The organism is Streptomyces sp. NPDC001852 (assembly GCF_042891825.1).
In the GTDB taxonomy this organism is placed as follows: Bacteria; Actinomycetota; Actinomycetes; order Streptomycetales; family Streptomycetaceae; genus Streptomyces.
The window spans coordinates 87,705-110,938 of the sequence record NZ_JBIATN010000002.1 but is presented as its reverse complement, the minus strand read 5'-3'; the positions used below and the strand labels follow the sequence as shown (position 1 = coordinate 110,938).

The window sequence follows — 23,234 nt, the reverse complement described above, 5'->3', positions numbered from 1 at the left end:
CGGTCAGCCGAAGAACACCCCGACCTCTTCGTACAGCTTCGGGTTCACCGTCTTCAGCTTGGCCGTGGCCTCGGAGATCGGGACGCGGACGATGTCGGTGCCGCGCAGGGCGACCATCGTGCCGAAGTCGCCGTCGTGGACGCAGTCGATGGCGTGCAGGCCGAAGCGGGTGGCGAGCCAGCGGTCGAAGGCACTGGGTGTGCCGCCGCGCTGGACATGGCCGAGGACCGTGGTCCGGGCCTCCTTGCCGGTGCGGCTCTCGATCTCCTTGGCCAGCCACTCGCCCACCCCGGAGAGCCGTACGTGCCCGAATGAGTCCAGCGACCCGTCCTTGAGCATCACGTCGCCGTCCTTCGGCATGGCGCCCTCGGCGACGACCACGATCGGCGCGTAGGACGCCCGGAAGCGGGAGGTCACCCAGGCGCAGACCTGGTCGACGTCGAAGCGCTGCTCGGGGATGAGGATGACGTTGGCGCCGCCGGCGAGGCCCGAGTGCAGGGCGATCCAGCCGGCGTGCCGGCCCATCACCTCCACGACCAGGACCCGCATATGGGACTCGGCGGTGGTGTGCAGCCGGTCGATGGCCTCGGTGGCGATGTTGACGGCGGTGTCGAAGCCGAAGGTGTAGTCGGTGGCCGACAGGTCGTTGTCGATGGTCTTGGGCACCCCGACGCAGGACACCCCGTACTCGTCGGACAACCGCGCGGCGACGCCCAGGGTGTCCTCGCCGCCGATCGCGACGAGGGCCTGGACGTCCAGCTTGGCCAGGTTGTCCTTGATCCGGCGGATGCCGTTCTCCGCCTTGAGGGGGTTGGTGCGCGAGGAGCCGAGGACGGTGCCGCCGCGGGGCAGGATGCCGCGCACCGCGGGGATGTCGAGACGGACGGTGTCGCCCTCGAGGGGACCCCGCCAGCCGTCCCGGAAGCCGACGAAGTCATAGCCGTACTCCTGCACGCCCTTGCGGACGATGGCCCGGATGACGGCGTTGAGCCCGGGGCAGTCGCCGCCTCCGGTCAGTACTCCGACCCGCATGGAAAAGTCCCTTCACCGCGGTTCCCTGACAGAGAGTCACGCTAATGGTGATTCGCGTCACACCGGGAGAGGCGGGAAGGGTGATTCAGGCGTACGGCCGCCCGGCGGGCCCTACTCGTCGTCGAGTCCGCGCTCTATGGCGTACCGCACCAGCTCGACCCTGTTGTGCAACTGCAGCTTGCCGAGGGTGTTCTGGACGTGGTTCTGCACCGTGCGGTGGGAGATGACGAGGCGTTCGGCGATCTGCTTGTAGCTCAAGCCCTTGGCGACCAGCCGCAGCACCTCCGTCTCACGGTCCGTCAGCCGGGGCGCGCCGGGCTCGTCGGTGTCGGGGGCGGGCGCCGGCTCGGCGGCCAGGCGGCGGTACTCGCCGAGGACCAGCCCCGCGAGGCCCGGCGTGAACACCGGGTCGCCGACGGCGGTACGGCGCACCGCGTCCACCAGCTCCTCGGTGGAGGCCGACTTCAGCAGGTATCCGGTCGCGCCGGACTTCACCGCCTCCAGCACGTCGGCGTGCTCGCCGCTCGCCGAGAGGACGAGGACGCGCAACGCAGGGTTGTGGCCGACGAGTTCCTTGCACACCTGGACGCCGGGCTTGGCGGGCAGGTTGAGGTCCAGCACGAGGACGTGGGGGGCGGCGGCCTTGGCGCGGCGGACCGCCTGCTCGCCGTCGCCGGCGGTGGCGACCACGTGGAAGCCGGACTCGGTCAGGTCCCGGGCGACCGCGTCGCGCCACATGGGGTGGTCGTCCACCACCATGACCTTGATCGGGTCCTGCTGCTCGCTCATCAACGTCCCGCCTTCGCGTTCTTCGGTACCTTCAGTTCCACTTCCGTGCCCTGGCCGGGGACGGAGACCAGTTCGGCGCTGCCGCCCAGGTCGCGCAGCCGCCCCCGGATCGACTGGGCGACGCCGAGCCGGCCCTCGCCCTCGGCCTGGGCGAGCCGGCCCTCGGGGATGCCGGGACCGTCGTCCCGGACGGTCACGACGACCTCGTCCGGCTCGTCCTCGACCAGGATCCAGGCCCGGGCCCGCTCGCCCGCGTGCCTGCGCACGTTGTCCAGGGCGGCGCCGACCGCGGCGGCCAGCTCCCGCGCGGCCGGCCGGGGCAGGCCGACCGGCGCGCCGGGCTCGGCCAGGCTCACCCGGGCCCCGGCGTAGGGCGCCAGGAGGGTGCGCAGGTCGATCGGTCCGTCGCCGTCGGGTTCCTCCACCGCGCGTACGACGGCTCCCGCGGCGGCGTCCTCCGACACCCGGGAGACCGGCAGCAGACCGCCGGAGACCAGGGTGCGCAGCGCCACCTCCTGCTCCCCCGCGAGCCGGCCCAGCTCCGCCGCCTCGCCGCCGATGACCGCGCCGCGCCGCTGCACCATCGCCAGCACCTGGAGCACGCCGTCGTGGATGTCCCGGGCCAGGCGCTCGCGCTCCCGGGTCGCGGCCTCGATCTCCAGGGCGCGGGCGAGGGTGCGCTCGGAGGCGCGGGCGACCTCCACGACGTAGCCGATGGCGATGGAGGCCACCCAGAGGAGGATCAGGCTGTGCACGGTGTCCCGGGCGGGATGGCCGCGTTCGACCAGGTTGGCCAGCGCGACCGGCGTGGCGGCGACGGCCGCCCAGCGCCAGCCGCCCTTGATCGCGAAGGCCAGCACCGCGCCGGCGGTCCATATCGACGGCAGCGTGGGGCCGCCCGCGATGCGCTGGTGGCTGTCGGCGAGCGGGGTGATCAGGACGCCGGTGAGGGCGATGGTCAGGTCGACGGCCAGGAAGCGCTTGGTGCAGTTCGCCGCGTTGCGCACCCTCGGCAGGGTGGCGAGGGTCCAGACGGACAGGACGGCGAAGTAGCAGACGGCGACCCAGGGGCGGGCGTAGAGGCCGTACCTGGTGACGCCCAGACCGATGGCGTACAGCATGGTCAGCACGCGGTAGCCGGTGAGCGCGCGCCACAGCGGCAGCTCGACCGACATCCTCATCACGCGCTCGCGCCTGGCCATGTCCCCCGTCCCCCCGGGCCCCCGTCCGGCCTGCTCAGGCCCCGGCCTTCTTCTCGGCTTCCCTGGCCTTCTCCGCTTCCTTGGCCGCCTTCGCCGCCTCCGCGATCTGCCGCTTGGCGGCCGTCGCGTACATGTCGACGTACTCCTGGCCGGAGAGCTTCATGATCTCGTACATGACCTCGTCGGTCAGGGCGCGCAGGACGAAGCGGTCGTGCTCCATGCCGTGGTAGCGACTGAAGTCCAGCGGCTTGCCGATGCGGATGCCGGGCCGCATCAGCTTGGGCATCACCTTGCCGGGCGGCTGGATCTTCTCGGTGTCGATCATCGCCACGGGGATGACCGGCGCGCCGGTGGCGAGCGCCACGCGCGCGAGGCCGCCCGGCTTGCCCCGGTAGAGCCGCCCGTCGGGCGAGCGGGTGCCCTCGGGGTAGATACCGAACAGCTCGCCGCGCTCCAGCACCTCTATGCCGCTCTTGATCGCGGCCTCGCCGGCGCCGCGCGCCCCGGAGCGGTCCACCGGGAGCTGTCCGACGCCCTTGAAGAAGGCGGCGGTCAGCCGGCCCTTCACCCCGGGGGTGGTGAAGTACTCGGCCTTCGCGATGAAGGTGACCTTGCGGTCCAGGACCGCGGGCAGGAAGAACGAGTCCGAGAAGGACAGGTGATTGCTCGCCAGGATGGCGGGACCTGAGGCCGGTATGTTCTCCAGGCCCTCCACCCAGGGCCTGAAGGCGACCTTCAGCGGCCCGCCGATGGCGACCTTCATCGTGCCGTACAACACCCGCGTGCCTCCTGTTTCCGTCGAACAGACCTTAACCCGTCAGGAACGTCAAAGGCCCCGACGACCCTGGTCGGTGTCGGTGCGGTCGCGTACGGTGAAGCACATCCGCACGTTTCCCTCACGCCGCCACCGGTCACCGGTGGGGGCTCTCTTCAGGAACAGGAGCGTCGAAGGTGCCGGTCCTCCCCGGAGCCGAGCCGTACCGCCACGAGGGCGGGGAGGTGGGGGTCCTCCTCTGCCACGGCTTCACCGGCTCGCCCCAGTCGCTGCGCCCCTGGGCGGAGCACCACGCGGCGCACGGCCTGACCGTGTCGCTGCCCCTGCTGCCCGGCCACGGCACCCGTTGGGAGGACATGCAGGTCACGGGCTGGCAGGACTGGTACGCGGAGGTGGACCGCGAGCTGCGCGTCCTGTCCGAGCGCTGCTCGCAGGTGTTCGTCGCCGGCCTGTCGATGGGCGGCGCCCTGGCGCTCCGGCTGGCGGCCCGGCACGGCGAGCGGGTCGCGGGCGCGGTGGTCGTCAACCCGGCGAACAAGGTGCACGGCCTGTCGGCGTACGCCCTTCCGGTGGCCCGGCATCTCGTGCGGACGACGAAGGGCATCGCCAGCGACATCGCCAAGGAGGGCGCGGCCGAGCTGGGCTACGACCGGGTGCCGCTGCACGCGGCGCACTCGCTGCGGGTGTTCCTGCGCCGGCTGGACGGCGAGCTGCCCCAGGTCACCCAGCCGTTGCTGCTGCTGCGCAGCGCCCAGGACCATGTCGTCCCGGCGGCCGACTCGGCCCGGGTGCTGAGCCGGGTGTCGTCCACGGACGTGACGGAGATCGTGCTGGAACACAGCTACCACGTGGCGACGTTGGACGAGGATGCGGACCGGATCTTCGAGGAGAGCCTCGGCTTCATGGGCCGGCTCGCACCCAGTCTCGGCAAGGAAGGGACGGCCACAGGTGGCTGAGCACGAGTCCGACCGCGAAGGCCGTGACGGCCGCGAGCCGGACGAGCAGAAGGTGCCCTTCGACGAGGACGCCGCCTGGCGGGCCATCGTCGCGGGGTACGGCGAGGAGCCGCAGGACCCGCCGGGCACCAAGCCCTTCAAGCCGGTGGAGGATCTGGCGCTGCCGGAGCCGGAGAAGGGCGCCGAGAGCGACACCGACAAGGCGCCGGTCCGGCCGCTGGGCAGCTCGGTCTCCTTCGCGCCCGGTGTCGGGCCGCGCGACCACACCCCGCCCGCGCCCTCCGAGGACGACTTCGACGAGGACGACGAGGGCCACTTCGTCCCGCCGGAGCCGCCGCCGCTGCCGACGGCCGACACCACCGCGAAGTTCGCCTGGCTGGGCGTCGTGGGCGGGCCGGTCCTCCTTCTCCTGGCGGTGCTGCTCGGCTGGGACATGACCTGGTGGCTGACGACCCTCGGCATCGGCGGCTTCCTCGGCGGCTTCGCCACGCTGGTGATGCGGATGCGCACGGACGACGAGGGGGACGACGACCCGGGCCGCGGCGCGGTCGTCTGAACTTTGTACAAGTTCTGGGCGGCTCACCTATCGTGAGCCCATGCCACGCGACACCCTCACCCCGGAACAGATCGTCCGGACCGCCGTGGAGCTCCTGGACGACGAAGGCCTCGAGGGCCTGAACATGCGCGGTCTGGGCCGGCGTCTCGGGGCCGCGGCGACCGCCGTGTACTGGCACGTGAAGGACAAGGACGACCTCGTACTGCTCGCCGCGGACCGGGTGTGGCACGAGGTGGAACTGCCGGCGCTCGACGGGACCGACTGGCGGGGCACCGCCACGGCGATGGCCGACGGGCTGCACGCGATGCTCCTACGGCATCCGTGGCTGGTGCAGGCGATCGGCTCCCATCTCCTCTACGGCACCGGCAAGGCCCGTTACGACGATCACCTCCTCGGCGTCTTCGAGACCGCCGGATTCACGCCGGAGGAGGCGGACCGGGCGGCCGGCGCGCTGGTGACGTACGTCCTGGGCAACGCGCTCGGCGCGTCCGCCACCGCCTCGCTGAGGCGGAAGGTGCGGCGCGCCGGGGAGGATGCGGAGGAGATGTTCTCGGAGACCCTGGCCAGGGCGGCGGAGGTGGTGGAGCCGTTTCCGCGACTGCGGGAGCGGTTGGGGACGACGGCGGCGACGGAGTACGCGGCTGCGGCCGACGGCAGCTATGCGGCGGGGTTGCGAGCGCTGCTGGAGGGGCTTCGGCCGGGCGGGGCGGACACCCTGCCCGGCACTGCCTGAACGACCGTGGGAGAGGCACGACCGCCCGCCGCCGACCGCGGCGCATCAGACCCGCGTGAAGAGGCGCCCGGCCAAGTCCACCCCCGTCACCGTGCCGTCGGCCGCGCGTGAGAAGAAGCCCCTCTGCCCCTTCAAGCCGCCCTCGGTGACGATGTACTCGTCCCCGTCCCCCGGCAGGAAGCCGATACCCGCGGCCGGATGGTCCGGCGGCATCTCCGCGTCCGACGCCGCGCGGATCTCCGGCTTGATGCCGACGGCCAGCGTGAGCCGGCCGTCGGCCACCGCGATGTCGAGATTCAAGGCGTCGATCTCGTACCGCCCGGCGACCTCCCGCGCCCGCTCCTCGTCGTACGGCAGCGGTTCCGGTTCCCGCTCGACCACATCGAGGAACAGCTCCAGCGCCCGTTTCAGCACGGCCTGGTTGAACTGGTAGCCGTCCGGGTCGGAGTTGGCGAGCGAGACGACGGCGAAGTCCCGCTCCGGCACCAGGAGCAGTTCGGCGAACTGGCCGTTGCCCGAACCGCCGTGACCGACCGTGCGCACGCCCGCCACGTCCCGCAGGAACCAGCAGATGCCGAAGGCGTCGCCGAGCGTGCTGCCCCGCAGTTCGACGGTCGGTTCCCGCATGCCGCGCAGCGTCTGCGCGGCCAGCAGCCCGTCCCCGTCCCCCAGCTGGAACCGCGCCCAGCGCAGCAGATCGCTCGCCGAGGAGACGACGCCGCCGCCGGGGTTGTTGCCACGCAGTCCGGCCCGCCACGACTTCCAGGGGCGGGCGAGGGTGAGGGAGCCGTTCTCGCCGCGCTTGTGGCCGGCGGCGAAGCGGCGGACCACGACGTCGTCCAGGTCGAAGACGGTGTCGGACAGGCCCAGCGGCTCCAGCACCAGTTCGGCCAGCGCCTTCTCGAACGGCAGACCGGTGACGTTCTCCACCACCCGGCCGAGCAGGTTGTAGCCGGCCTGGCTGTAGGAGGCGCGGGCGCCGGGCGGCGCGATCAGCGGCAGCCGGTCCAGCTGTCCGACGAACGTGGCGAGCGAGCCGTCGCCCCAGTCGGCGTCGATCAGGTTCCAGTCCAGGCCCGCCGTGTGGTTGAGCAGGTTCAGCACGGTGATCCGGGCGGCGGTCTCCTCGTCGGCGAGGCGCAGCTCGGGAACGTACCGGCGGACCGGCGCGTCGAGGTCGACCCTGCCCTGCTCGACCAGGCGCATCAGCGCGGTCGCCGTGAAGCTCTTGCTGACCGAGGCCAGATGGAAGAGCGTGTGCTCGTCGACCGGCAGGGGGTGTTCCAGGTTCGTCACGCCGTGGTGGACATGGATCTCCTCGCCGCCGGTCAGTACCGCCACGGCGGCCCCCGGCACCCCGAACTCCTTCGCCGCGGTCTCCACGAACGCGGCCAGCGACTCGCGCTTCCCGGACATCAGACTCCCCCTCCTGGGTACTTGAACTAAGTACAGGAAGGACTGTAGGAGGCCGCGGGGGGTTGCACAAGACCTTTCCTGCACTTAGTTCAAGCGGAACTCACGTCACCGGTACGCGCAGGGCCGCGAGCACCGGGAGGTGATCCGTGGCCGCGGTCAAGTCCGCCCGCACGACGCCCGGTTGGTCCAGCGGGACCCCGCAGCCGAGCACCTCGATGCCCTTGGTCGCGAAGACGGCGTCGATGCGCTGCGGAGGGTCGCTGTGCGGCCAGGTGGTCTCGCCGCCCCAGGGGGCCGCGGCGCGGCAGTCCTGGAGACTCGCGGTGAGCCGCGCGAAAGTGGGGCCGCCGGGGCCTTCGTTGAGGTCGCCGCCGACGACGGCATGCTCGACGCCGAGTCCGGCGAGGCGGTCGAGGAGCAGGCCTCCCTGCTCGTACCGTTCCTTCCCGTCCAGGCTCAGATGACAGCTGATCACGCCCAGCCGGGCCCCGCCGACCCGGACCACGGCCGTGGCGAAGCCGCGCCGGTGGAGTCCGGGGGTGAGCGGGAGGAGGACGTCCTCCGTGCGTTCGACGGTGGCCCGGAGCGAGCAGAGGATCGCGGGGCCCGCCGCGGTGGCGCCGCCGGTGAGAATGACCTGACCGGTGGCCGCGGCGAGGCGGGCGAGCTTTTTGCGCCAGCGGAAGAAGCGGGGGGCTTCCTGGACCAGGACCAGGTCGGGGGCGCAGGCGGTGATGATCCTGGCCAGGGCGTCGATGTCGTCGCGCATCGAGCGGATGTTGTAGCTCAGGACGCGGATGACCGCGGAACCGTCGGATTCGGTACGGGAGTTGGGAAGCAGCGTGCTGGTCGCCATGCCGATCAACATACGACGACGCCCGCCGGCACACGACGATGCCCGCCGTCCCGGGACCGGACGCGGCGGGCACTGTCGTAACGGCTTCTCACATGATCGGGTCGGGCTCCCGGGCCAGGTCCGCCGCGCCCACCAGGCCCGCCTTGTTGCCGAGCTGGGCGGCGATCACGTCGGCCACCGGGCGCCAGTTGCCGCCGACCAGCCAGCGCTTGTAGGACTTGCGGATCGGGTCGAGGACCAGCTCGCCCTCGTCCGAGAGGCCGCCGCCGACGATGAACGCGGACGGGTCGAACAGGGAGGCCAGGTCGGCGAGGCCCGCGCCGGCCCAGCGGGCCAGCTCGCGGTAGGAGTCGACGGCCACCGGGTCGCCCTGGCGGGCGGCCATGGAGATGTGCTTGCCCTCGATGCCGTCGGGGGTGCCGTCACCGAGGCCGAGCAGGATCTCGGCGTTCTCGGGGGTGGCGTTGGCGCGCTGCTTGGCGTATCTGACGAGCGCGCGGCCGGAGGCGTACTGCTCCCAGCAGCCCTGCGAGCCGCAGCCGCACAGCAGGCCGTCCGGGACCATCCGGATGTGACCGAACTCCGCGGCCACGCCGAAGTGGCCGCGGCGCAGCTTGTTGCCGATGATGATGCCGCCGCCGAGGCCGGTGCCGAGCGTGATGCAGATGACGTTGCGGTGGCCCTTGCCGGCGCCGAACTTGTACTCGCCCCAGGCGGCGGCGTTGGCGTCGTTCTCGACCACGACCGGGAGGCCCACGCGGGCCTCGACCTTCTCCTTCAGCGGCTCCTGGCGCCAGTCGATGTTCGGCGCGAAGTACACCGTCGAGCGCTGCCGGTTGACGTAACCGGCCGCACCGATGCCCACGCCGACGATCTCGTGCCCGGCGCGCGCGCCCTCCACCGCCGAGGCGATGGCGTCCACGATGGCCTCGGGCGTGGTGGGGGTCGGCACCTTGAAGGTCGAGAGGATGTTGCCTTCCTCGTCGACCACGCCGGCCGCGATCTTGGTGCCGCCGATGTCGACGCCGATGGTGAGTCCCATGAATCCCTCAGTTCCGGTCGAGCCCCGCTACGGCCAACCGTACCCGAGGCCCTGCCGGGAAAGCGCTTCAGTCCAGGTCGATCCGCTCCCCCGGACCGGTGCCCTCGCCCCGGTCCCGCCGGTCGTCCTGCCCCTCGCGGGCCAGGTCGTCGGCGGTGCGTGCGGTCCAGCGGCGCTCCTGGGCCTGGACGGCGGAGCGGTAGGCGGCGAGCAGTTCGCCGCCGGCCGCCGCCAGGTGGTCGAAGACGTCCGGGTTGCGGTCTATGACGGGCTCGACGGCGGCCTTGGCCTGCTGGACGACCTGGCGCACCACCTGCTGGGCCGCGGGTCCGGCGAGGCTGCCGAGGAGCGGTGACTGGAGGCCGGACAGCTTGTCGGCCACCGTGTCCACGAGTTTCTTCAGTTCCTCCGCGGCCGAGCCCGGCTGGGGGCCGTACTCGGCGCGGCGGCGGGCCTTCTCGGCGGCGAGGTCCTCGGCGCAGGCCGTGGCCCAGGCGTCGGCGTCGATCGCCCGCCTCTGTTCCTCATATCCGTCGTGCGAGTCATGTTCCTCGTGCGAGTCGGATGCGGGACGCTCTTCGCTCATGGCGGACTCCTGACTACGGTTCGCCTTTACGACGTTACCCGAACGGGCGTACCCGGATCATCATCGTCCGGTTGCCGGCCACAGGTCGGGGTCCGGGGCGAAGCGGACGCGCAGCTCGCCCTCGCGCAGGGCGGCGCCGGCGACGGTGCAGCGGCGCAGGGCGGAGGGCAGCGGCACGATCCGCCGGAACGGGCCCACGGTGATCACGAGCTCGTCGCCGCGCCGGATCAGGTCCAGCTCGTCCCGTATCGCGCCGGGCAGCGGGATGTGCCAGACCAGCACGCCGTCCTGGGCGATCCGGTCGGTGACGGGCCACTCGACCGGGGCGGGCGCCGGGTTGACGGCCGGTACGGCGAGGGCGGTGAGGTCGTCCGCGCCGCGCGGGTCGCGGCCGAGGTGCGGGACGCGGTGGACGGCGTACGGCTGCTCGTGCCAGTCGGCGAGCGTCTTGCGCTGCTGGGCGAGGAGGGAGGAGAGCCAGCTGTCCGGGGTGGTCTCGGGCAGGGTGCGGTTGGCGATCAGGGCCTCGGTGCGCAGGCCGCGCAGGGCGAGGCCGAGGCCGGCGGCCCGTACGGCGTCGGCGCCGGCCGGGCCGGGTTCGGCGACCAGGCGCACGGCGGTGTTCCGGTCGGTGAGGACGGCCTCGACGGCGGCGAGTTCGACGTCCCAGCGGGCGGCCGTCTCGTACAGCCAGTCGGACGGCATCGGCACGCCGGCCAGCCGGCCGAGGACCGGGCGCAGGGCGCGGGCCGCCTGACGCTCGGGCGGGAGCAGGCGGCGCAGATAGCGGCGCAGCTCCTCGGGGAGGCCGAGCAGGGCGAGGGCCTGCGGAAGCGGCGGGAGGTCCACCACGAGCAGGTCGTACCGCTCCGACAGCGCCGCGTCCCGGACGGCCCGCAGGAAGGACAGCTCCTCGGCGCCGGGCAGCGGGGTGACCTCCTCGGCGTCCAGCCGGGCGGCGCCGAGCAGGTCGAGGACGCCCGCCGCGCGGCTCTGGAAGGCGGTGAGGTCCTCACGGAACCGGGCGACCGCGTCAGGACGCCAGGCACTGAGGTTCGCCGCGGTCTCCTGCGGCACCGGTCCCGTCGCGGAACCCAGCGCGACGCCGAGACTGTCGGTGCGGTCGGCACTCAGCACAAGGGTGCGGACGCCTTCGCCCGCGGCGCGCTGTGCGGTGGCAGCGGCAACGGTGGTACGACCCCCGCCGCCCGGGCCCGTGATCAGGATGGTGCGCATGAGGCTGAACCGTACCGCCGTGCGCGAGGTCCGAACGGGGCCGACTACTCCTCCCCCGACTCCACCCGCTTCTTCAGGCCCGCCAGGGCCCGGTCGATGATGACCTTTTCCGCCTTGCGCTTGATCATGCCGAGCATGGGGATCTTGACGTCGACGGTGAGGAGGTAGGTGACCTCCGTGGTGCCGGGGCCGGTCGGCTTGAGGATGTACGAGCCGTCCAGGGAGCGGAGCATCTGGGACTTGACCAGGGTCCAGGAGACCTCGTTGTCGCCGGTCCAGGTGTAGGCGAGGGTCTGGTCGTCCTTGATCGCGCCGGCGTCCATGACGAGCCGGACCTGCTCGGCACGGCCCTGGTCGTCGGTCTTGAGGACCTCCGCCTCCTTCACCTCACCCGTCCAGTCCGGGTAGCGGGCGAAGTCGGCGATCACCCCCATGACGTCGGCCGGTGCCGCCTCGATGGTGATGCTCGAGCTGGTGTGTTCCGCCATCGCCGTGGCTCCTCCAGATGCGGGCCGGTACAGAGGTCGTCGTGCGCACGTGTGTGCAGCGTGAAGGCTACCGCGCCGCCCATCTGCCGCCTTCACCCGATGTCCCAAGACCGTCGACGGATCACCATTCGAGGGCCCAGGGGCGGCCCGTCCCGGCGAAGTGCCCCACGTTCACGCACTCGGTCGCGCCGATCCGCATGCGGTGCGCGAGGGGCTGATGGACATGGCCGAAGAGCGAATAGCGGGGCTTCGTGCGGCGGATCGCGGCCAGCAGGGCGCGGCTGCCGCGTTCGAAGCGGCGGGCGACGGTGTCGTAGACCAGCTCGGGCACCTCCGGCGGGATGTGCGTGCACAGCACGTCGACCTCGCCGACCGCCTCGATCTTGGCCGCGTACTCCTCGTCGTCGATCTCGTACGGCGTCCGCATGGGCGTCTTCAGGCCACCCCCGACGAACCCGAAGGTCCAGCCGCCGATCTCCACCCGCTGGCCGTCGAGCACGGTGGTGCCGGGATGGGCGTACTCCTTCCACAGCGGCGGCATGTCGACGTTGCCGTAGGTGGCGTACGTCGGGGTCGGGAAGGCGGCGAACAGCTCGGCGTACTGCTTGCGCACCGCCCTCTCGATGGCCGCGGCCCGGTCCGTGCCGATGCCGGCCCACAGCCGGGCGCCGAACTCCCGGGCCTCCTCGAAGCGCCGGGCGGTGCGCAGCTCGACGATGCGGTCGGCGTTCTCCCTGCCGAACAGGTCCGGGAAGATGCCGCGCGAGTGGTCGGCGTAGTCGAGGAAGAGGACCAGATCGCCGAGGCAGATCAGGGCGTCGGCACCGTCTCCGGCCCGGGCCAGGTCCCGGGTGTTGCCGTGTACGTCGCTGACCACGTGGACGCGCGTCCTGCGATGTCCGGCGTTTCGGTTACCGGGGGGTGTGGGTGCCATGGCGATCAAGCGTAGGCGTGTGGGGTGTGCGTGAACAGTGTCGGTCCGGCCTGCGGTTACTGGCCGGTCGGTTCAGCCGTGGACTACTGTGCGCGAAGGAACGCCAACGTGTGTGACGCAGCGAACATCTCACCCGAACCCCCTGTCGGGAACGCCATACCGGCGGGTAACGTCCGGGCAGTCCAGTCGTGCTCTGGATTTCAACAGCTGAGTTCCCGAGCACCTGCCCGAGCCTTGGACCGCACCGTCGCATCACACAGTGTCGTGGCGCCGGCGCCCTATGAGGAGCAGCAGTCTTGCGCGAGTTCAGCCTTCCGGCTTTGTACGAGGTCCCTGCGGACGGCAATCTGACCGACATCGTCCGCAGAAACGCCGCGCAGCATCCCGACGTCGCCGTCATAGCCCGCAAGGCCGGCGGCGCCTGGCAGGACGTGACGGCCCGGGAGTTCCTGGCCGAGGTGCACACCGCTGCCAAGGGTCTCATCGCCGCCGGGGTCCAGCCGGGCGACCGGGTGGGCCTGATGTCCCGCACCCGTTACGAGTGGACCCTGCTCGACTTCGCGATCTGGAGCGCGGGCGCGGTCACCGTGCCGGTGTACGAGACCAGCTCGCCGGAGCAGGTGCAGTGGATCCTGTCCGACTCGGGCGCCACCGCCTGCATCGTGGAGCTGCCGGGCCACTCCGCGGCCGTGGAGTCGGTGCGCGAGTCGCTGCCCGCCCTCAAGCACGTCTGGCAGATCGAGGCCGGCGGTGTGGAGGAGCTCGGGCGGCTCGGGCAGGACGTCTCCGACGAGACGGTGGAGGAGCGCAGCTCGCTCGCCAGGGCCGACGACCCGGCGACCATCGTGTACACGAGCGGTACGACGGGCCGCCCCAAGGGCTGTGTGCTCACCCACCGCAGCTTCTTCGCCGAGTGCGGCAACATCGTGGAGCGCCTGCGTCCCCTGTTCCGCACCGGCGAGTGTTCGGTCCTGCTCTTCCTGCCGCTGGCGCACGTCTTCGGCCGGCTGGTGCAGATCGCGCCGATGATGGCGCCGATCAAGCTGGGCTGCGTCCCGGACATCAAGCACCTCACCGACGAGCTGGCCGCGTTCCGGCCGACGCTGGTCCTGGGGGTCCCGCGGGTCTTCGAGAAGGTCTACAACTCCGCGCGCGCCAAGGCGCAGGCGGACGGCAAGGGCGCGATCTTCGACAAGGCGGCGGACACCGCGATCGCCTACAGCAAGGCGCTGGACAGCCCGTCCGGCCCGGCGCTCGGTCTGAAGATCAAGCACAGGGTCTTCGACAAGCTGGTCTACAGCAAGCTGCGCGCGGTCCTCGGCGGCCGGGGCGAGTACGCCATCTCCGGCGGCGCGCCGCTCGGCGAGCGGCTCGGCCACTTCTTCCGCGGCATCGGCTTCACGGTGCTGGAGGGCTACGGCCTGACCGAGTCCTGCGCGGCCACGGCCTTCAACCCCTGGGACCGGCAGAAGATCGGCACGGTCGGTCAGCCGCTGCCCGGCTCGGTGATCCGGATAGCGGACGACGGCGAGGTGCTGCTGCACGGCGAGCACCTGTTCAAGGAGTACTGGAACAACCCGGGCGCGACGGCGGAGGCGCTGGCCGACGGCTGGTTCCACACCGGTGACATCGGCACCCTGGACGAGGACGGCTACCTCAGGATCACCGGCCGCAAGAAGGAGATCATCGTCACGGCGGGCGGCAAGAACGTGGCGCCGGCGGTGATCGAGGACCGGATCCGGGCGCACGCGCTGGTCGCGGAGTGCATGGTGGTGGGCGACGGGCGGCCGTTCGTGGGCGCGCTGGTCACCGTCGACGAGGAGTTCCTGGGCCGCTGGGCCGCCGAGCACGGCAAGCCGGCGGGTTCCACCGTGGCGTCGCTGAAGGACGACCCGGATCTGAACGCGGCGATCCAGGCGGCCGTCGACGACGGCAACGCCGCGGTGTCGAAGGCGGAATCGGTGCGGAAGTTCCGCATTCTGTCCTCCCAGTTCACGGAGGAGTCGGGCCACCTCACCCCGTCGCTCAAGCTCAAGCGGAACGTGGTGGCGAAGGACTACGCGGACGAGATCGAGGCGATCTACGCCAAGTAGAGCCGTCTTTCGCGGTCCTGACGGTGTGTCATGGCGCGGTGTCCTCGGCGAGGACCCGCGCCATCGTGCGTTCGGCGAGCGCGGTGATGGTGACGAAGGGGTTCACGCCGATGTTGCCGGGCACGAGGGAGCCGTCGGTGACGTACAGCCGGTCGTACCCCTTCACCCGGCCGTAGTCGTCGGTGGCCCGGCCGAGGACGCAGCCGCCGAGCGGGTGGTAGGTGAAGTCGTCCGCGAAGACCTTGCTCGTCGAGCCGAACAGGTCGTAGCGGTAGATGGTCGCGTTGGCCAGGTTGATCCGGTCGAACAGCTTCTTGGCCATGCTCACCGACACCGCGCTCTGGGCCGCGGTCCAGCCGAGCCTGACCGCACGGGAGGCGGAGTCGTAGGTGAACGAGGCCCGTTCGGGGTTCTTGGTGATCGCCAGGTAGAGGCTGATCCAGTGCTCGAACCCCATGGGCAGCGGGGCGATCTCGGCGAAGACGGGGTTGTCGGCGTTGGCCCAGTCGTCGATGCCCATGACCGGCATGGTGGCCTCGTCGGCGCCGACGGTGTCCCAGACGTGGTTGGCGCGGCCGAGCATGGTGTTGCCGTTGGTGCCCCAGCCCGCGCCCACGGCGGAGTTCAGGTCGGGCAGGGTGCCGGTGTCGCGGGCGCGGACCAGGAGTTCGCTGGTGCCGAGGCTGCCGCCGCCGAGGAACAGATAGGTGCAGGTGTACTGCTTGGTCTCGACGACGGTGCCGGTGGTGTCGATCCGGTCGGCGGTCAGGACGTACGACCCGTCGCCCGCCCGGCCGACCGACGTCACCTTCTCCAGGGTGTGGAGGGTGACGTTGCCGGTGCCGAGGGCGGCGGCCAGATAGGTCTTGTCGAGGCTGCGCTTGCCGTGGTTGTTGCCGTAGATGACCTCGCCGGCGAGGGCGGACTTCGTGGCCGTGCCGGCGGCCTCCTGCTGCATGTAGCCGAAGTCGTAGACGTTGGGCACGAAGGTGGTCTTCAGGCCCGCGTTGCCGGCGGCCTTCCGGGAGGTGCGGGTGAACCGGTACCACTCGGTGGACTCGAACCAGGCGGGGTCGATCGTGTTGACGCCGAGCATGGCGCGGGCGCGGGGGTAGTAGGTGCCGTACATCTCGTCGGCGTCCACGGTCGGGAACTGCTCGGCGAAGTACGACTTGAGGGGCGTGACCGCCATCCCGCCGTTGACCAGGGAGCCACCGCCGACGCCGCGGCCGACGTAGACGGACATGTCGTCGTAGTGGACGCGGTCCAGAGCGCCGGGATAGGGACTGATGTCCTTGTTGACCACGTCGAGCCAGAGGAAGGTGGCGAGCGGGGCCTCGGTGCGGGTGCGGAACCACATGGAGCGCTGGTCGGGGGCGGAGGTGGAGCAGAAGATCCTGCCGTCGGGGCCGGCGGTGTTCCAGAGCCGGCCCATTTCGAGGACGAGGGTGCGGATGCCCACCTGGCCGAGGCGGAGGGCGGCCACGGCGGCGCCGTAGCCGGAGCCGACGACGATCGCCGGGGCGTCTTCGACTGCGTCGGGCTGCGCCGCTCGGGCCGACTGTAGGTTGATGCGGGTGAAACCGAGGGCCGCTGCGGTCTGCAGTGCGGCCATGCCGAGTATGTGACGTCTCGTCAGCTGACGTCTCATCAGGTTTGCTGTCATGGACGCAGCATGGGCGGATTATGGGGTTCCGCCAAGGGCTTCCGCCCGGGGCGGGGGGCGCCATCCGGGGTGCCGGGTACGATTCGTCGGCGAATGCCGGTTGTATGTGGCTGGGCGCGCCGTTCCCCGCGCCCCTGGGTTGGCTGCCCCTAGAGCAAGCTCTTCAGCTTCTCGGCGAGTAGGTCCCAGCGCCACTTCTCCTCGACCCACTGGCGGCCTCGCTCGCCCATCCTCCTGCGCAGTTCGGGGTCGCGCAGCAGTGCCACAATCCGGGCTGCGGCCTCCGCGGGCTCGCCGCCCTTGACCACCCAGCCGGTCTCCCCGTCCAGTACGGCATCCGGAGCGCCGCCGGAGTCGCCCGCCACCACCGGCAAGCCCGTCGCCGAGGCCTCCAGGTAGACGATGCCGAGGCCCTCCACGTCCAGGCCGCCGCGGCGGGTGCGGCAGGGCATGGCGAAGACGTCGCCGGCGCCGTAGTGGGCCGGCAGCTCGGACCAGGGGACTGCGCCGGTGAAGCGGACGGAGTCGCCGACACCGGTCTCGGCGGCCATGCGGCGCAGGTCCTGTTCGTACGGCCCGCCGCCGACGACGAGCAGGACGGTGTCGGGCTCTGCGGCGAGGATGCGGGGCATGGCCCGGATGAGGGTGTCCTGGCCCTTGCGCGGGACCAGGCGGGAGACGCAGACGACGACCGGGCGGTCGGTGAGGCCGAGGCGGGCGCGGATCTCGTCGCCGCCGGAGCCGGGGTGGAAGGTCTTCTCGTCGACGCCGGGCGGCAGCTGGACCATGCGGCCCGCTGCCGCGGGCGTCAGCGCGGTGGCGATCCTCGACCGCGTGTACTCACCCAGATAGGTGATCGTGTCCGTCGACTCCCCGATCCGGCGCAGCAGTTGCCGGGCGGCGGGCAGCTGGGCCCACCCGGCCTCGTGGCCGTGGGTGGTGGCCACCAGCCGCTCGGCGCCCGCCTTGCGCAGGGCCGGGGCCATCAGACCCAGCGGCGCCGCCGCCCCGAACCACACCGAGGTGCACCCGTGCTCGCGCAGCAGCCCGACCGCCCGCCGGGTCGCCCGCGGGGTCGGCAGCAGCACGGTCGTGCGGTCGCGTACGACGGTGAAGGGCTGCTCGGCGTCGAAGGCGGCCGTGGCCCCGATGCCCTCCCGGCCGCGCTTCCAGGTGGAGGCGTAGACGACCAGCCGGCCGGGGTCCAGGCGGAGGGCCATGTTGTGCAGGAAGGCCTGGATGCCGCCCGGCCGGGGCGGGAAGTCGTTGGTCACGATCAGGGTCTTGTGCATCGCCGCCGACCCTACCGAATCGGCCGTCCGGAGCCGCGTGCGGCCGAGTTTGTGGCATGCACACAGACAGGCACGACATCATGGTGGCGCGACCGGAATCGAACGGCAGGGGATCACGTGGAGACGAAAGGCGCCGGGCGGTCCCTGGCATGGCTGCTCGCGACCTGGGGCGTCACCCGTGTGGTGCTGCTGCTGTTCGTCTTCCAGGTGTACCTGTTCCCGGGCCCGGACGTCACCTCCGACGTGTCGGTGATCTACCGGGGCTGGTACGAGGTGCTGCGCCAGGGATCGTTTCCGCTGGACGACGTGACCTGGCAGTACCCCCCGGCCGCCGCCCTGCCCGTGCTCGCCCCCGCCGCCCTGCCCTTCCTGTCGTACGCGCACGCCTTCTTCGTGCTCGCGTTCCTCGCCGACGTGGTGGTCCTGGCGCTGCTGCTGTATGCGAGCCGGCGCCCCGGCCGCTCCCTGCGCGGGGCCTGGGTGTGGGTGGCGGGCATGCCGCTGCTCGGTCCGACGGTGTACGCCCGCTACGACGTGATGGTGACCGCGGTGGCCGTGGCGGCGCTGTTCGCCGGGGCCCGGCATCCGCGGGTGATGGGCGCGCTGACCGCGTTCGGGGCGCTGTTGAAGGTGTGGCCGGCGCTGCTGCTGGTCGGTGCCGTGCGGCGGCGGGCGTGGTGGTCGGCGGCGGTGACCGCGTCCGGGCTGGCGGCGCTGTTCTCGGTGTCCATGCCGGGGGCCTTCGCCTTCCTGACCTTCCAGCGGGACCGGGGCACCGAGGTGGAGTCGTTGGGCGCCCTGGTCTTCCATGTGGCCCGGCACTTCGGCTGGCAGGGCCAGGTGCTGCTGAACTACGGGTCGATCGAGTTCCTCGGCCCGTATGTGAACGAGGTCAGCACGGCGGCGCTGGCGCTGACCGGGGCCGCGTTCGGCTGGCTGCTGCTGTGGCGGCTGCGCGCGAGCCACAGGGCGCCGCACACGCTCGCGGAGGCGGCCTTCACCGCGGTCCTGCTGTTCACGGTCACCAGCCGGGTGATCAGCCCGCAGTACCTGGTGTGGCTGATCGGCCTGGCGGCGGTCTGTGTGTCGTACCGGGCGAGCCGGATGGGGGCGCCCGCGCTGATGGTGGCGGCCGCGTCCTTCGTGACGGTCCTGGAGTTCCCGCTCGGCTTCCTGCACGTGGTGCTGAGCGACCGGTACGGCGTCCTCCTGCTGTTGGTGCGCAACGGCCTGCTGGTCGCGGCCTCGGTCACGGCCGGCCGCCGCCTGTGGCGCTCGACCGTGCCCCCGGCCCCCGCCGCACCCCTGCCGCCGCAGCCGTCCCGGCCACGGCACACCCAGGTTCCCTCCTGACCCAGCCGGCGCACCCCGGAGCGACCACACCCGACTCGCGACAGCCGCGGGCCACGGTGTCCGGCGCGCTCCCGGCCACCGCACCCCCTGCACCGCCCGCCACCCTGCCGACACGGCCCGGCCCGCCTCCGGCGGTCGGCCACAGCCGCTGCCGGGCGATCTCGTCGAGAGCGGGACCGGACCGCCGCGGCGAGCGCTTGGCCAGGGGTACGCCCCGTGAGCCCCTGGGCGTGGGCCCCTCCGCCCGACGGGCCGAGGCCCTGGAGCGTGCCGCCGCCCGCACGGTGGCCGAGCAGGGTGACCCGGTGTGCGCGGAGGAGGCCGGGGATCTGTTCCGCGAGGGCATGCTGCGGGTCGCCCGGGCCACCGGGAAGGCGGAGCGGGCCTGGCTGCGCGAGGCCATCGAGACCCTCGGCGCATCCGACTGACCCGAAAGGGAAAGGACGTGGCCGTCACTCGGTCCGGGTCAGCTGCGCCCGCACGTACGCCCGCCACTGCGCGGTGAACTCCCCCGGGGTGGTCCCCAGCACCTTCTTCAGCGCGTCCTCGACCGCGCCCGCCCGCCTCTGACGGTCGCCGACGGCGCGGTAGAAGGCGTCGAGCCGGGCCGTGCCCCAGCGGTCGGCGATCATCCGGCAGGCCAGCCAGCCGCCCTCGTAGGCCCGGGCGAGCTCGGCCGGGTCGCTGGTGAAGCCGAAGTCTCTGTCGGTGGGGAGCGCAGTGGGCGGGTGGCCGTCCTGGACGGCGCGGGTGAGTTCCGGCGCGGCCTCGGTGGGGGTGCGGCCGGTGCCGAGGTAGCCGATCCAGTCCGCGTAGCCCTCGGAGAGCCACAGCGGGGTCGCGGCGGTGGTGTGCGCGCGAGTGGCCACATGGGTGGTCTCGTGGGTGAGCACCACCTGCTTGCCGAGGTCGCCCAGAACGGCGTACGCCTCCGGGTTGACGACCACCCGGTCCGCCGGCGCCGTCCCCGAGCCTCCCGCCTCGCCGGTGGTCACGGCGGCGATCCCCCGGTAGTTCGCGGCGGGCGAGCCCAGCAGTCCCGCCATGCCCTGGAGGGACCGCGGGACGAGCACGACGACATGGCGGGTCCAGTCGGTGCCCCAGGCCCGGGAGACGGCCGGCACGGCGCGGTCGGCCAGCGCCGCGTATCCGCGCAGCTCGGCGGCCGTCCGGCCGGTGCCCAGGACCAGGCTGTGCGCGCCCTTGACGGCGGTCACCGGGCCCTGGTCCCACAGCTGCTGCCCGGCGTGCCCCGCGGGTCTGTCGGCGGTGACGTACCACGCGCCGTCGGCGGTCCGTCCGAGGGTGAGGGTCCGGCGGGCGTCGACGGGGGCCTTGTCGTACCCGGCGACGCGATAGCTCAGGTCGGCATCGGCGGTGGCGCCGGTGGCGGTGCGGTGCACGGCGGTGACCCGGTAGCCCCAGGAGGCCAGCGGCAGGGCGCGCAGCCGGGTGTACTCCGTGCGGGTGCCCGTCGTCCCGTACGCCGTCTCGTCGTGGCCGAGGAGCGCGGCCGAGCGCCGGTCGAGCAGGTGCTGGACCTGGGTGCGGGCGGTGTCGCCCGGCGTGCCGGCACAGCCGGCCAGGGGCAGCAGCAGCCCGAGCCCCACGGCTCCGATGCACCACGCCCGTCTGCGACCAGTCACTTCCCGATCGTAACGGCGAGCGTCGCGTTCAGGGCCGGGTGACCGAGGAGACCGGCATCATCCCGACCGGGTCGTAGCGCACCGCCGCTCCCGGATAGGGCGCGTGGATGACCTGGCCGTTGCCGACGTACATCCCCACGTGGCTGGCGTCGGAGCGGTAGATGACCAGGTCGCCGGGGCGGGCCTCGGAGAGCGGGATCTGCCGGCCGGCGAACCGCTGCTCCTGCGAGGTGCGGGGCAGCTGGACCCCGGCGTGCGCGTACGACCACTGCATCAGGCCCGAACAGTCGAAGCCGGAGGGGCCGCTGGCGCCCCACACATAGGGCCGGCCGAGGGCGGAACGGGCGGCGGCCACCGCGGCGGCGGCGCGGGCGTCGGGCGCGTCGGGGGCGTCCGAGGTGCCGGGGGCGAGGAGGCCGGTCAGGTCGGAGAGGTCGAGGCGGCCGTCGCCGTCGGAGCGCGAGGCCCTGGTGAAGACGTCGCGTTCGGCGACCGGGAGCGCGTTGAGCAGCTGCCGGGCCTTGGCGAGCTTCTGCACCACGGTGCGCTTGTGCACGACCACGGCCTTGCGGCTGCTCTCCAGCTCGGCGAGCTTCCCGGCCGCCACGGAGCGCTCCTGGGCGAGCTCCCGCATCGCCAGCTGCAACTCCCGTAGCTGACCGGCCTGTTGGCTGGTGATGCGGTCGAGGGTGGACGCCTTGTCGAGATAGTCGTCGGGGTCGTCGGAGAAGAGCAGCGCCACGGCCGGGTCGATGCCGCCCGCGCGGTACTGGGCGCCGGCCAGCGAACCCAGCGCCTCGCGCAGGGTGTTGACGTGCTGCTGCTGCCGGGCGATGAGGTCCTGGGCGTCGCGCACCTCACGGCGCAGCGTGCCCTCCCGCTCCTGGGCCTTGTCGTAGGCCTGGGTCGCCTGCTCGGCCTCCTGGTAGAGCCGGTCCACCTCGGCCCGGGAGTCGTCGTGCGGGGCGGCCTGTGCCGGTACGGCGCCGAGCGCGGCGGCCGCGGCCGACAGAACACACAGGGCGACGGCGCCCCGGTCGAATCCGGAGGAGGCAAGGCGGCGATGAGACCCCACGGCAGTCCTTCTGCTGGCGAACAGAGACCGCTTCCCCGGCGCCTGGGGACGGGGAGGCCCCGGCGCCGGGGAAACGCGGCAGACAGTAGCCGTACGGAAGGGGCCGGACCAACGGCCGGGGCGGCAACATACGGTGACGCCCCGCCGCTGACCCAGGTCATCGGCGGGGCGTGGGGTCACTTCCGGTCCACGGGATTCGCCCGTTCGGGCGCCCCCGTGCGGGCGTTGCCCGCGGCTCGCGGGGTATCGGAGCCGGTTTCGCGGGGGCGCCGGAGCGTTTCGCGGGGCGTCAGACCCGGACGCCGAACTGGAACGGCATGTCGGAGATCGCCTCGTAGCGGACCACGGCACCGGTGTGCGGGGCGTGCAGCACCTGGCCGTTGCCGGCGTACAGGCCGACGTGGTGGATGTCGCCGTAGAAGAAGACCAGGTCGCCGACCTGGAGGTCGTTGATCGAGCTGATCCGGGTGCCTATGGTGGCCTGCTCCTGGGAGGTGCGCGGGATGGAGACACCGGCCTGGGCGTAGGCCCAGGAGGTCAGGCCCGAGCAGTCGAAGGAGGACGGGCCGGAGGCGCCGTAGACGTACGGCGAGCCGATCACGCTCTGCGCGGCGGCGAAGGCCGCGCCGGCCCGGCCGGAGGCAGGGGTGCTGTTGCCGAGGTTGACCCGCGAGCTGGAGGAGCGGTCGGCGCGCGCCTGCTGGGCGGCGAGGTCCGCCTTCTCCTTGGCGGTCAGGCTGTTGAGCAGCTTCTGCGCGTCGGCGAGCTTGCCCTGGACGTCCTTCTTGTTCTGCGCCAGCTGGGCACGCGTGGCGGAGAGGTCCTTGAGCTTCTGGGTGGCCTCGGCACGTTCCTGGGCCAGTTCGCGCTGTTTGTCCTGGATCTTCTTCAGCGCGTCGACCTGCTGGGCGCTCAACTGGTCGAGCGTGGACGCCTTGTCGAGGAAGTCGTTCGGGTTGGAGGACAGGAAGAGCTGGACCGAGGGGTCGATGCCGCCCGAGCGGTACTGCGAGGTGGCCAGCGAACCCAGGCCGTCGCGCAGCTTGTTGAGGTCCTGCTGGCCTCGCGCGACGTTGTCCTGGATGGTGGATATTTCCTTCTGCAGCTTCTGCTGCTTCGCCTGGGCCCCGTCGTACTTCTCGGTGGCCTGCTCCGCCTGCTGGTAGAGCTCGTCGACCTTGGCCTTGACCTGGTCCTTGGTGAGCTTCTGGCTCGGCGCGGCGTTGGCGGCGTTCGCGCTCAGGACGACGGCTGCGGCGGCTGCGGTGGTCAGCACGGTCACGCGGGCGCGACTCTGCTGCTTGGGTCGACGGTGGGACGCCACGGAGGACGAACTCCTTCTTGTGATGAGTGAGTAATCACCCGTTCGGAGGTTCGAGCCCAGACCCTAGTGACCCAGTTGTGATCAGTTCAAATCCTCTCAGCAGAAAATCCCATCACGCAATGCATTCTTTGCACAGAACTCACATGCTGTGATGCACGATCGACACTACGTTGCGTGACGATAC

22 protein-coding genes are annotated in these 23,234 nt (G+C 71.9%); 6 read left to right on the top strand and 16 right to left on the bottom strand.

Annotation, left to right across the window (positions count from 1 at the left end; translation table 11 throughout):
* Window positions 1–3: 3 nt before the first annotated feature.
* From ACFYZB_RS03185 to ACFYZB_RS03170, 4 genes are all read right to left on the bottom strand, one after another.
* Window positions 4–1,032: a 6-phosphofructokinase gene (locus ACFYZB_RS03185; protein WP_388753691.1), complete on the bottom strand. Its 1,029-nt coding sequence runs from the start codon at window positions 1,030–1,032 to the stop codon at window positions 4–6.
* A gap of 111 nt (window positions 1,033–1,143) precedes the next feature.
* Window positions 1,144–1,821 (bottom strand): response regulator transcription factor, encoded by a 678-nt coding sequence (locus ACFYZB_RS03180; protein WP_351203838.1) that lies wholly within the window; start codon window positions 1,819–1,821, stop codon window positions 1,144–1,146.
* Window positions 1,821–3,023 carry a MacS family sensor histidine kinase gene (gene macS / locus ACFYZB_RS03175; protein WP_388753689.1) on the bottom strand — a complete coding sequence of 401 codons (1,203 nt, stop codon included), beginning with the start codon at window positions 3,021–3,023 and terminating at the stop codon, window positions 1,821–1,823. The genes ACFYZB_RS03180 and macS overlap by 1 nt, the downstream gene beginning before the upstream one ends.
* Window positions 3,024–3,057: 34 nt before the next feature.
* Window positions 3,058–3,786, bottom strand: a complete 729-nt coding sequence (locus ACFYZB_RS03170) for a lysophospholipid acyltransferase family protein (RefSeq protein WP_351203946.1) — start codon at window positions 3,784–3,786, stop codon at window positions 3,058–3,060.
* A 188-nt stretch (window positions 3,787–3,974) separates the two neighbouring features.
* Here ACFYZB_RS03170 and ACFYZB_RS03165 point away from each other — a divergent pair, with 188 nt between their 5' ends.
* Genes ACFYZB_RS03165 through ACFYZB_RS03155 form a run of 3 tightly spaced genes read left to right on the top strand, consistent with a single transcriptional unit; the run spans window position 3,975 to window position 6,043 of the window.
* Complete coding sequence (locus ACFYZB_RS03165; RefSeq protein ID WP_351203834.1) at window positions 3,975–4,754, top strand: alpha/beta fold hydrolase; 780 nt, start codon at window positions 3,975–3,977, stop codon at window positions 4,752–4,754.
* Window positions 4,747–5,310: a hypothetical protein gene (locus ACFYZB_RS03160; protein ID WP_351203832.1), complete on the top strand. Its 564-nt coding sequence runs from the start codon at window positions 4,747–4,749 to the stop codon at window positions 5,308–5,310. The genes ACFYZB_RS03165 and ACFYZB_RS03160 overlap by 8 nt, the downstream gene beginning before the upstream one ends.
* Window positions 5,311–5,350: 40 nt before the next feature.
* Complete coding sequence (locus ACFYZB_RS03155) at window positions 5,351–6,043, top strand: TetR/AcrR family transcriptional regulator (protein WP_388753686.1); 693 nt, start codon at window positions 5,351–5,353, stop codon at window positions 6,041–6,043.
* Window positions 6,044–6,088: 45 nt separating this feature from the next.
* Here the strand turns inward: ACFYZB_RS03155 and ACFYZB_RS03150 are convergent, their stop codons facing one another.
* The 7 genes from ACFYZB_RS03150 to ACFYZB_RS03120 form a co-directional block, all read right to left on the bottom strand.
* A complete protein-coding gene (locus ACFYZB_RS03150; RefSeq protein ID WP_388753684.1) occupies window positions 6,089–7,459 on the bottom strand; it encodes a serine hydrolase domain-containing protein in 1,371 nt (456 codons plus the stop codon).
* A gap of 100 nt (window positions 7,460–7,559) precedes the next feature.
* Entirely contained in the window at window positions 7,560–8,315 is a 756-nt protein-coding gene (locus ACFYZB_RS03145) for an endonuclease/exonuclease/phosphatase family protein (protein ID WP_388753682.1), read from the bottom strand.
* An 88-nt stretch (window positions 8,316–8,403) separates the two neighbouring features.
* Window positions 8,404–9,357, bottom strand: a complete 954-nt coding sequence (locus ACFYZB_RS03140; RefSeq protein WP_055705252.1) for an ROK family glucokinase — start codon at window positions 9,355–9,357, stop codon at window positions 8,404–8,406.
* 67 nt (window positions 9,358–9,424) lie between these two features.
* A complete protein-coding gene (locus ACFYZB_RS03135; RefSeq protein WP_351203823.1) occupies window positions 9,425–9,943 on the bottom strand; it encodes a DUF5304 domain-containing protein in 519 nt (172 codons plus the stop codon).
* A 60-nt stretch (window positions 9,944–10,003) separates the two neighbouring features.
* The gene (locus ACFYZB_RS03130; protein WP_388753678.1) at window positions 10,004–11,179 is read right to left on the bottom strand and encodes an ArsA family ATPase; all 1,176 of its coding nucleotides are present in this window, start codon (window positions 11,177–11,179) and stop codon (window positions 10,004–10,006) included.
* Window positions 11,180–11,223: 44 nt separating this feature from the next.
* On the bottom strand, window positions 11,224–11,667 hold the full coding sequence (locus tag ACFYZB_RS03125; protein WP_351203819.1) for an SRPBCC family protein: 444 nt from the start codon (window positions 11,665–11,667) through the stop codon (window positions 11,224–11,226).
* 121 nt (window positions 11,668–11,788) lie between these two features.
* Window positions 11,789–12,601, bottom strand: a complete 813-nt coding sequence (locus tag ACFYZB_RS03120; protein WP_351203817.1) for a metallophosphoesterase — start codon at window positions 12,599–12,601, stop codon at window positions 11,789–11,791.
* 296 nt (window positions 12,602–12,897) lie between these two features.
* Here ACFYZB_RS03120 and ACFYZB_RS03115 point away from each other — a divergent pair, with 296 nt between their 5' ends.
* Window positions 12,898–14,694, top strand: coding sequence for an AMP-dependent synthetase/ligase (locus ACFYZB_RS03115; RefSeq protein ID WP_388753673.1), 1,797 nt, complete (start codon window positions 12,898–12,900; stop codon window positions 14,692–14,694).
* Between the two features lie 28 nt (window positions 14,695–14,722).
* Here the strand turns inward: ACFYZB_RS03115 and ACFYZB_RS03110 are convergent, their stop codons facing one another.
* Window positions 14,723–16,309: a GMC oxidoreductase gene (locus tag ACFYZB_RS03110; protein WP_388753670.1), complete on the bottom strand. Its 1,587-nt coding sequence runs from the start codon at window positions 16,307–16,309 to the stop codon at window positions 14,723–14,725.
* A 200-nt stretch (window positions 16,310–16,509) separates the two neighbouring features.
* Window positions 16,510–17,652, bottom strand: coding sequence for a glycosyltransferase family 4 protein (locus ACFYZB_RS03105; RefSeq protein WP_388753667.1), 1,143 nt, complete (start codon window positions 17,650–17,652; stop codon window positions 16,510–16,512).
* 117 nt (window positions 17,653–17,769) lie between these two features.
* Here ACFYZB_RS03105 and ACFYZB_RS03100 point away from each other — a divergent pair, with 117 nt between their 5' ends.
* Together ACFYZB_RS03100 and ACFYZB_RS03095 are read left to right on the top strand one after the other, a co-directional pair.
* Window positions 17,770–19,005 carry a glycosyltransferase 87 family protein gene (locus ACFYZB_RS03100; protein ID WP_388753666.1) on the top strand — a complete coding sequence of 412 codons (1,236 nt, stop codon included), beginning with the start codon at window positions 17,770–17,772 and terminating at the stop codon, window positions 19,003–19,005.
* A gap of 230 nt (window positions 19,006–19,235) precedes the next feature.
* Entirely contained in the window at window positions 19,236–19,433 is a 198-nt protein-coding gene (locus ACFYZB_RS03095; protein ID WP_388753663.1) for a hypothetical protein, read from the top strand.
* Between the two features lie 24 nt (window positions 19,434–19,457).
* On the opposite strand, the gene ACFYZB_RS03090 is transcribed toward ACFYZB_RS03095, so the two are convergent.
* From ACFYZB_RS03090 to ACFYZB_RS03080, 3 genes are all read right to left on the bottom strand, one after another.
* Window positions 19,458–20,651 (bottom strand): hypothetical protein, encoded by a 1,194-nt coding sequence (locus ACFYZB_RS03090; RefSeq protein WP_388753661.1) that lies wholly within the window; start codon window positions 20,649–20,651, stop codon window positions 19,458–19,460.
* A gap of 28 nt (window positions 20,652–20,679) precedes the next feature.
* On the bottom strand, window positions 20,680–21,726 hold the full coding sequence (locus ACFYZB_RS03085) for an NlpC/P60 family protein (protein ID WP_388753658.1): 1,047 nt from the start codon (window positions 21,724–21,726) through the stop codon (window positions 20,680–20,682).
* A 289-nt stretch (window positions 21,727–22,015) separates the two neighbouring features.
* Window positions 22,016–23,050, bottom strand: coding sequence for an NlpC/P60 family protein (locus ACFYZB_RS03080; protein WP_388753656.1), 1,035 nt, complete (start codon window positions 23,048–23,050; stop codon window positions 22,016–22,018).
* Between the last annotated feature and the right edge of the window lie 184 nt (window positions 23,051–23,234).

Bases quoted from the DNA above. Each gene is read 5' to 3' on its own strand.
- ACFYZB_RS03140 (WP_055705252.1), bottom strand. From the start codon at position 9,357: ATGGGACTCACCATCGGCGTCGACATCGGCGGCACCAAGATCGCGGCC.
- ACFYZB_RS03145 (WP_388753682.1), bottom strand. From the start codon at position 8,315: ATGGCGACCAGCACGCTGCTTCCCAACTCCCGTACCGAATCCGACGGT.
- ACFYZB_RS03185 (WP_388753691.1), bottom strand. From the start codon at position 1,032: ATGCGGGTCGGAGTACTGACCGGAGGCGGCGACTGCCCCGGGCTCAAC.
- ACFYZB_RS03155 (WP_388753686.1), top strand. From the start codon at position 5,351: ATGCCACGCGACACCCTCACCCCGGAACAGATCGTCCGGACCGCCGTG.
- ACFYZB_RS03120 (WP_351203817.1), bottom strand. From the start codon at position 12,601: ATGGCACCCACACCCCCCGGTAACCGAAACGCCGGACATCGCAGGACG.
- ACFYZB_RS03135 (WP_351203823.1), bottom strand. From the start codon at position 9,943: ATGAGCGAAGAGCGTCCCGCATCCGACTCGCACGAGGAACATGACTCG.
- macS (WP_388753689.1), bottom strand. From the start codon at position 3,023: ATGGCCAGGCGCGAGCGCGTGATGAGGATGTCGGTCGAGCTGCCGCTG.
- ACFYZB_RS03180 (WP_351203838.1), bottom strand. From the start codon at position 1,821: ATGAGCGAGCAGCAGGACCCGATCAAGGTCATGGTGGTGGACGACCAC.
- ACFYZB_RS03125 (WP_351203819.1), bottom strand. From the start codon at position 11,667: ATGGCGGAACACACCAGCTCGAGCATCACCATCGAGGCGGCACCGGCC.
- ACFYZB_RS03105 (WP_388753667.1), bottom strand. From the start codon at position 17,652: ATGCACAAGACCCTGATCGTGACCAACGACTTCCCGCCCCGGCCGGGC.
- ACFYZB_RS03110 (WP_388753670.1), bottom strand. From the start codon at position 16,309: ATGGCCGCACTGCAGACCGCAGCGGCCCTCGGTTTCACCCGCATCAAC.
- ACFYZB_RS03170 (WP_351203946.1), bottom strand. From the start codon at position 3,786: ATGAAGGTCGCCATCGGCGGGCCGCTGAAGGTCGCCTTCAGGCCCTGG.
- ACFYZB_RS03150 (WP_388753684.1), bottom strand. From the start codon at position 7,459: ATGTCCGGGAAGCGCGAGTCGCTGGCCGCGTTCGTGGAGACCGCGGCG.
- ACFYZB_RS03130 (WP_388753678.1), bottom strand. From the start codon at position 11,179: ATGCGCACCATCCTGATCACGGGCCCGGGCGGCGGGGGTCGTACCACC.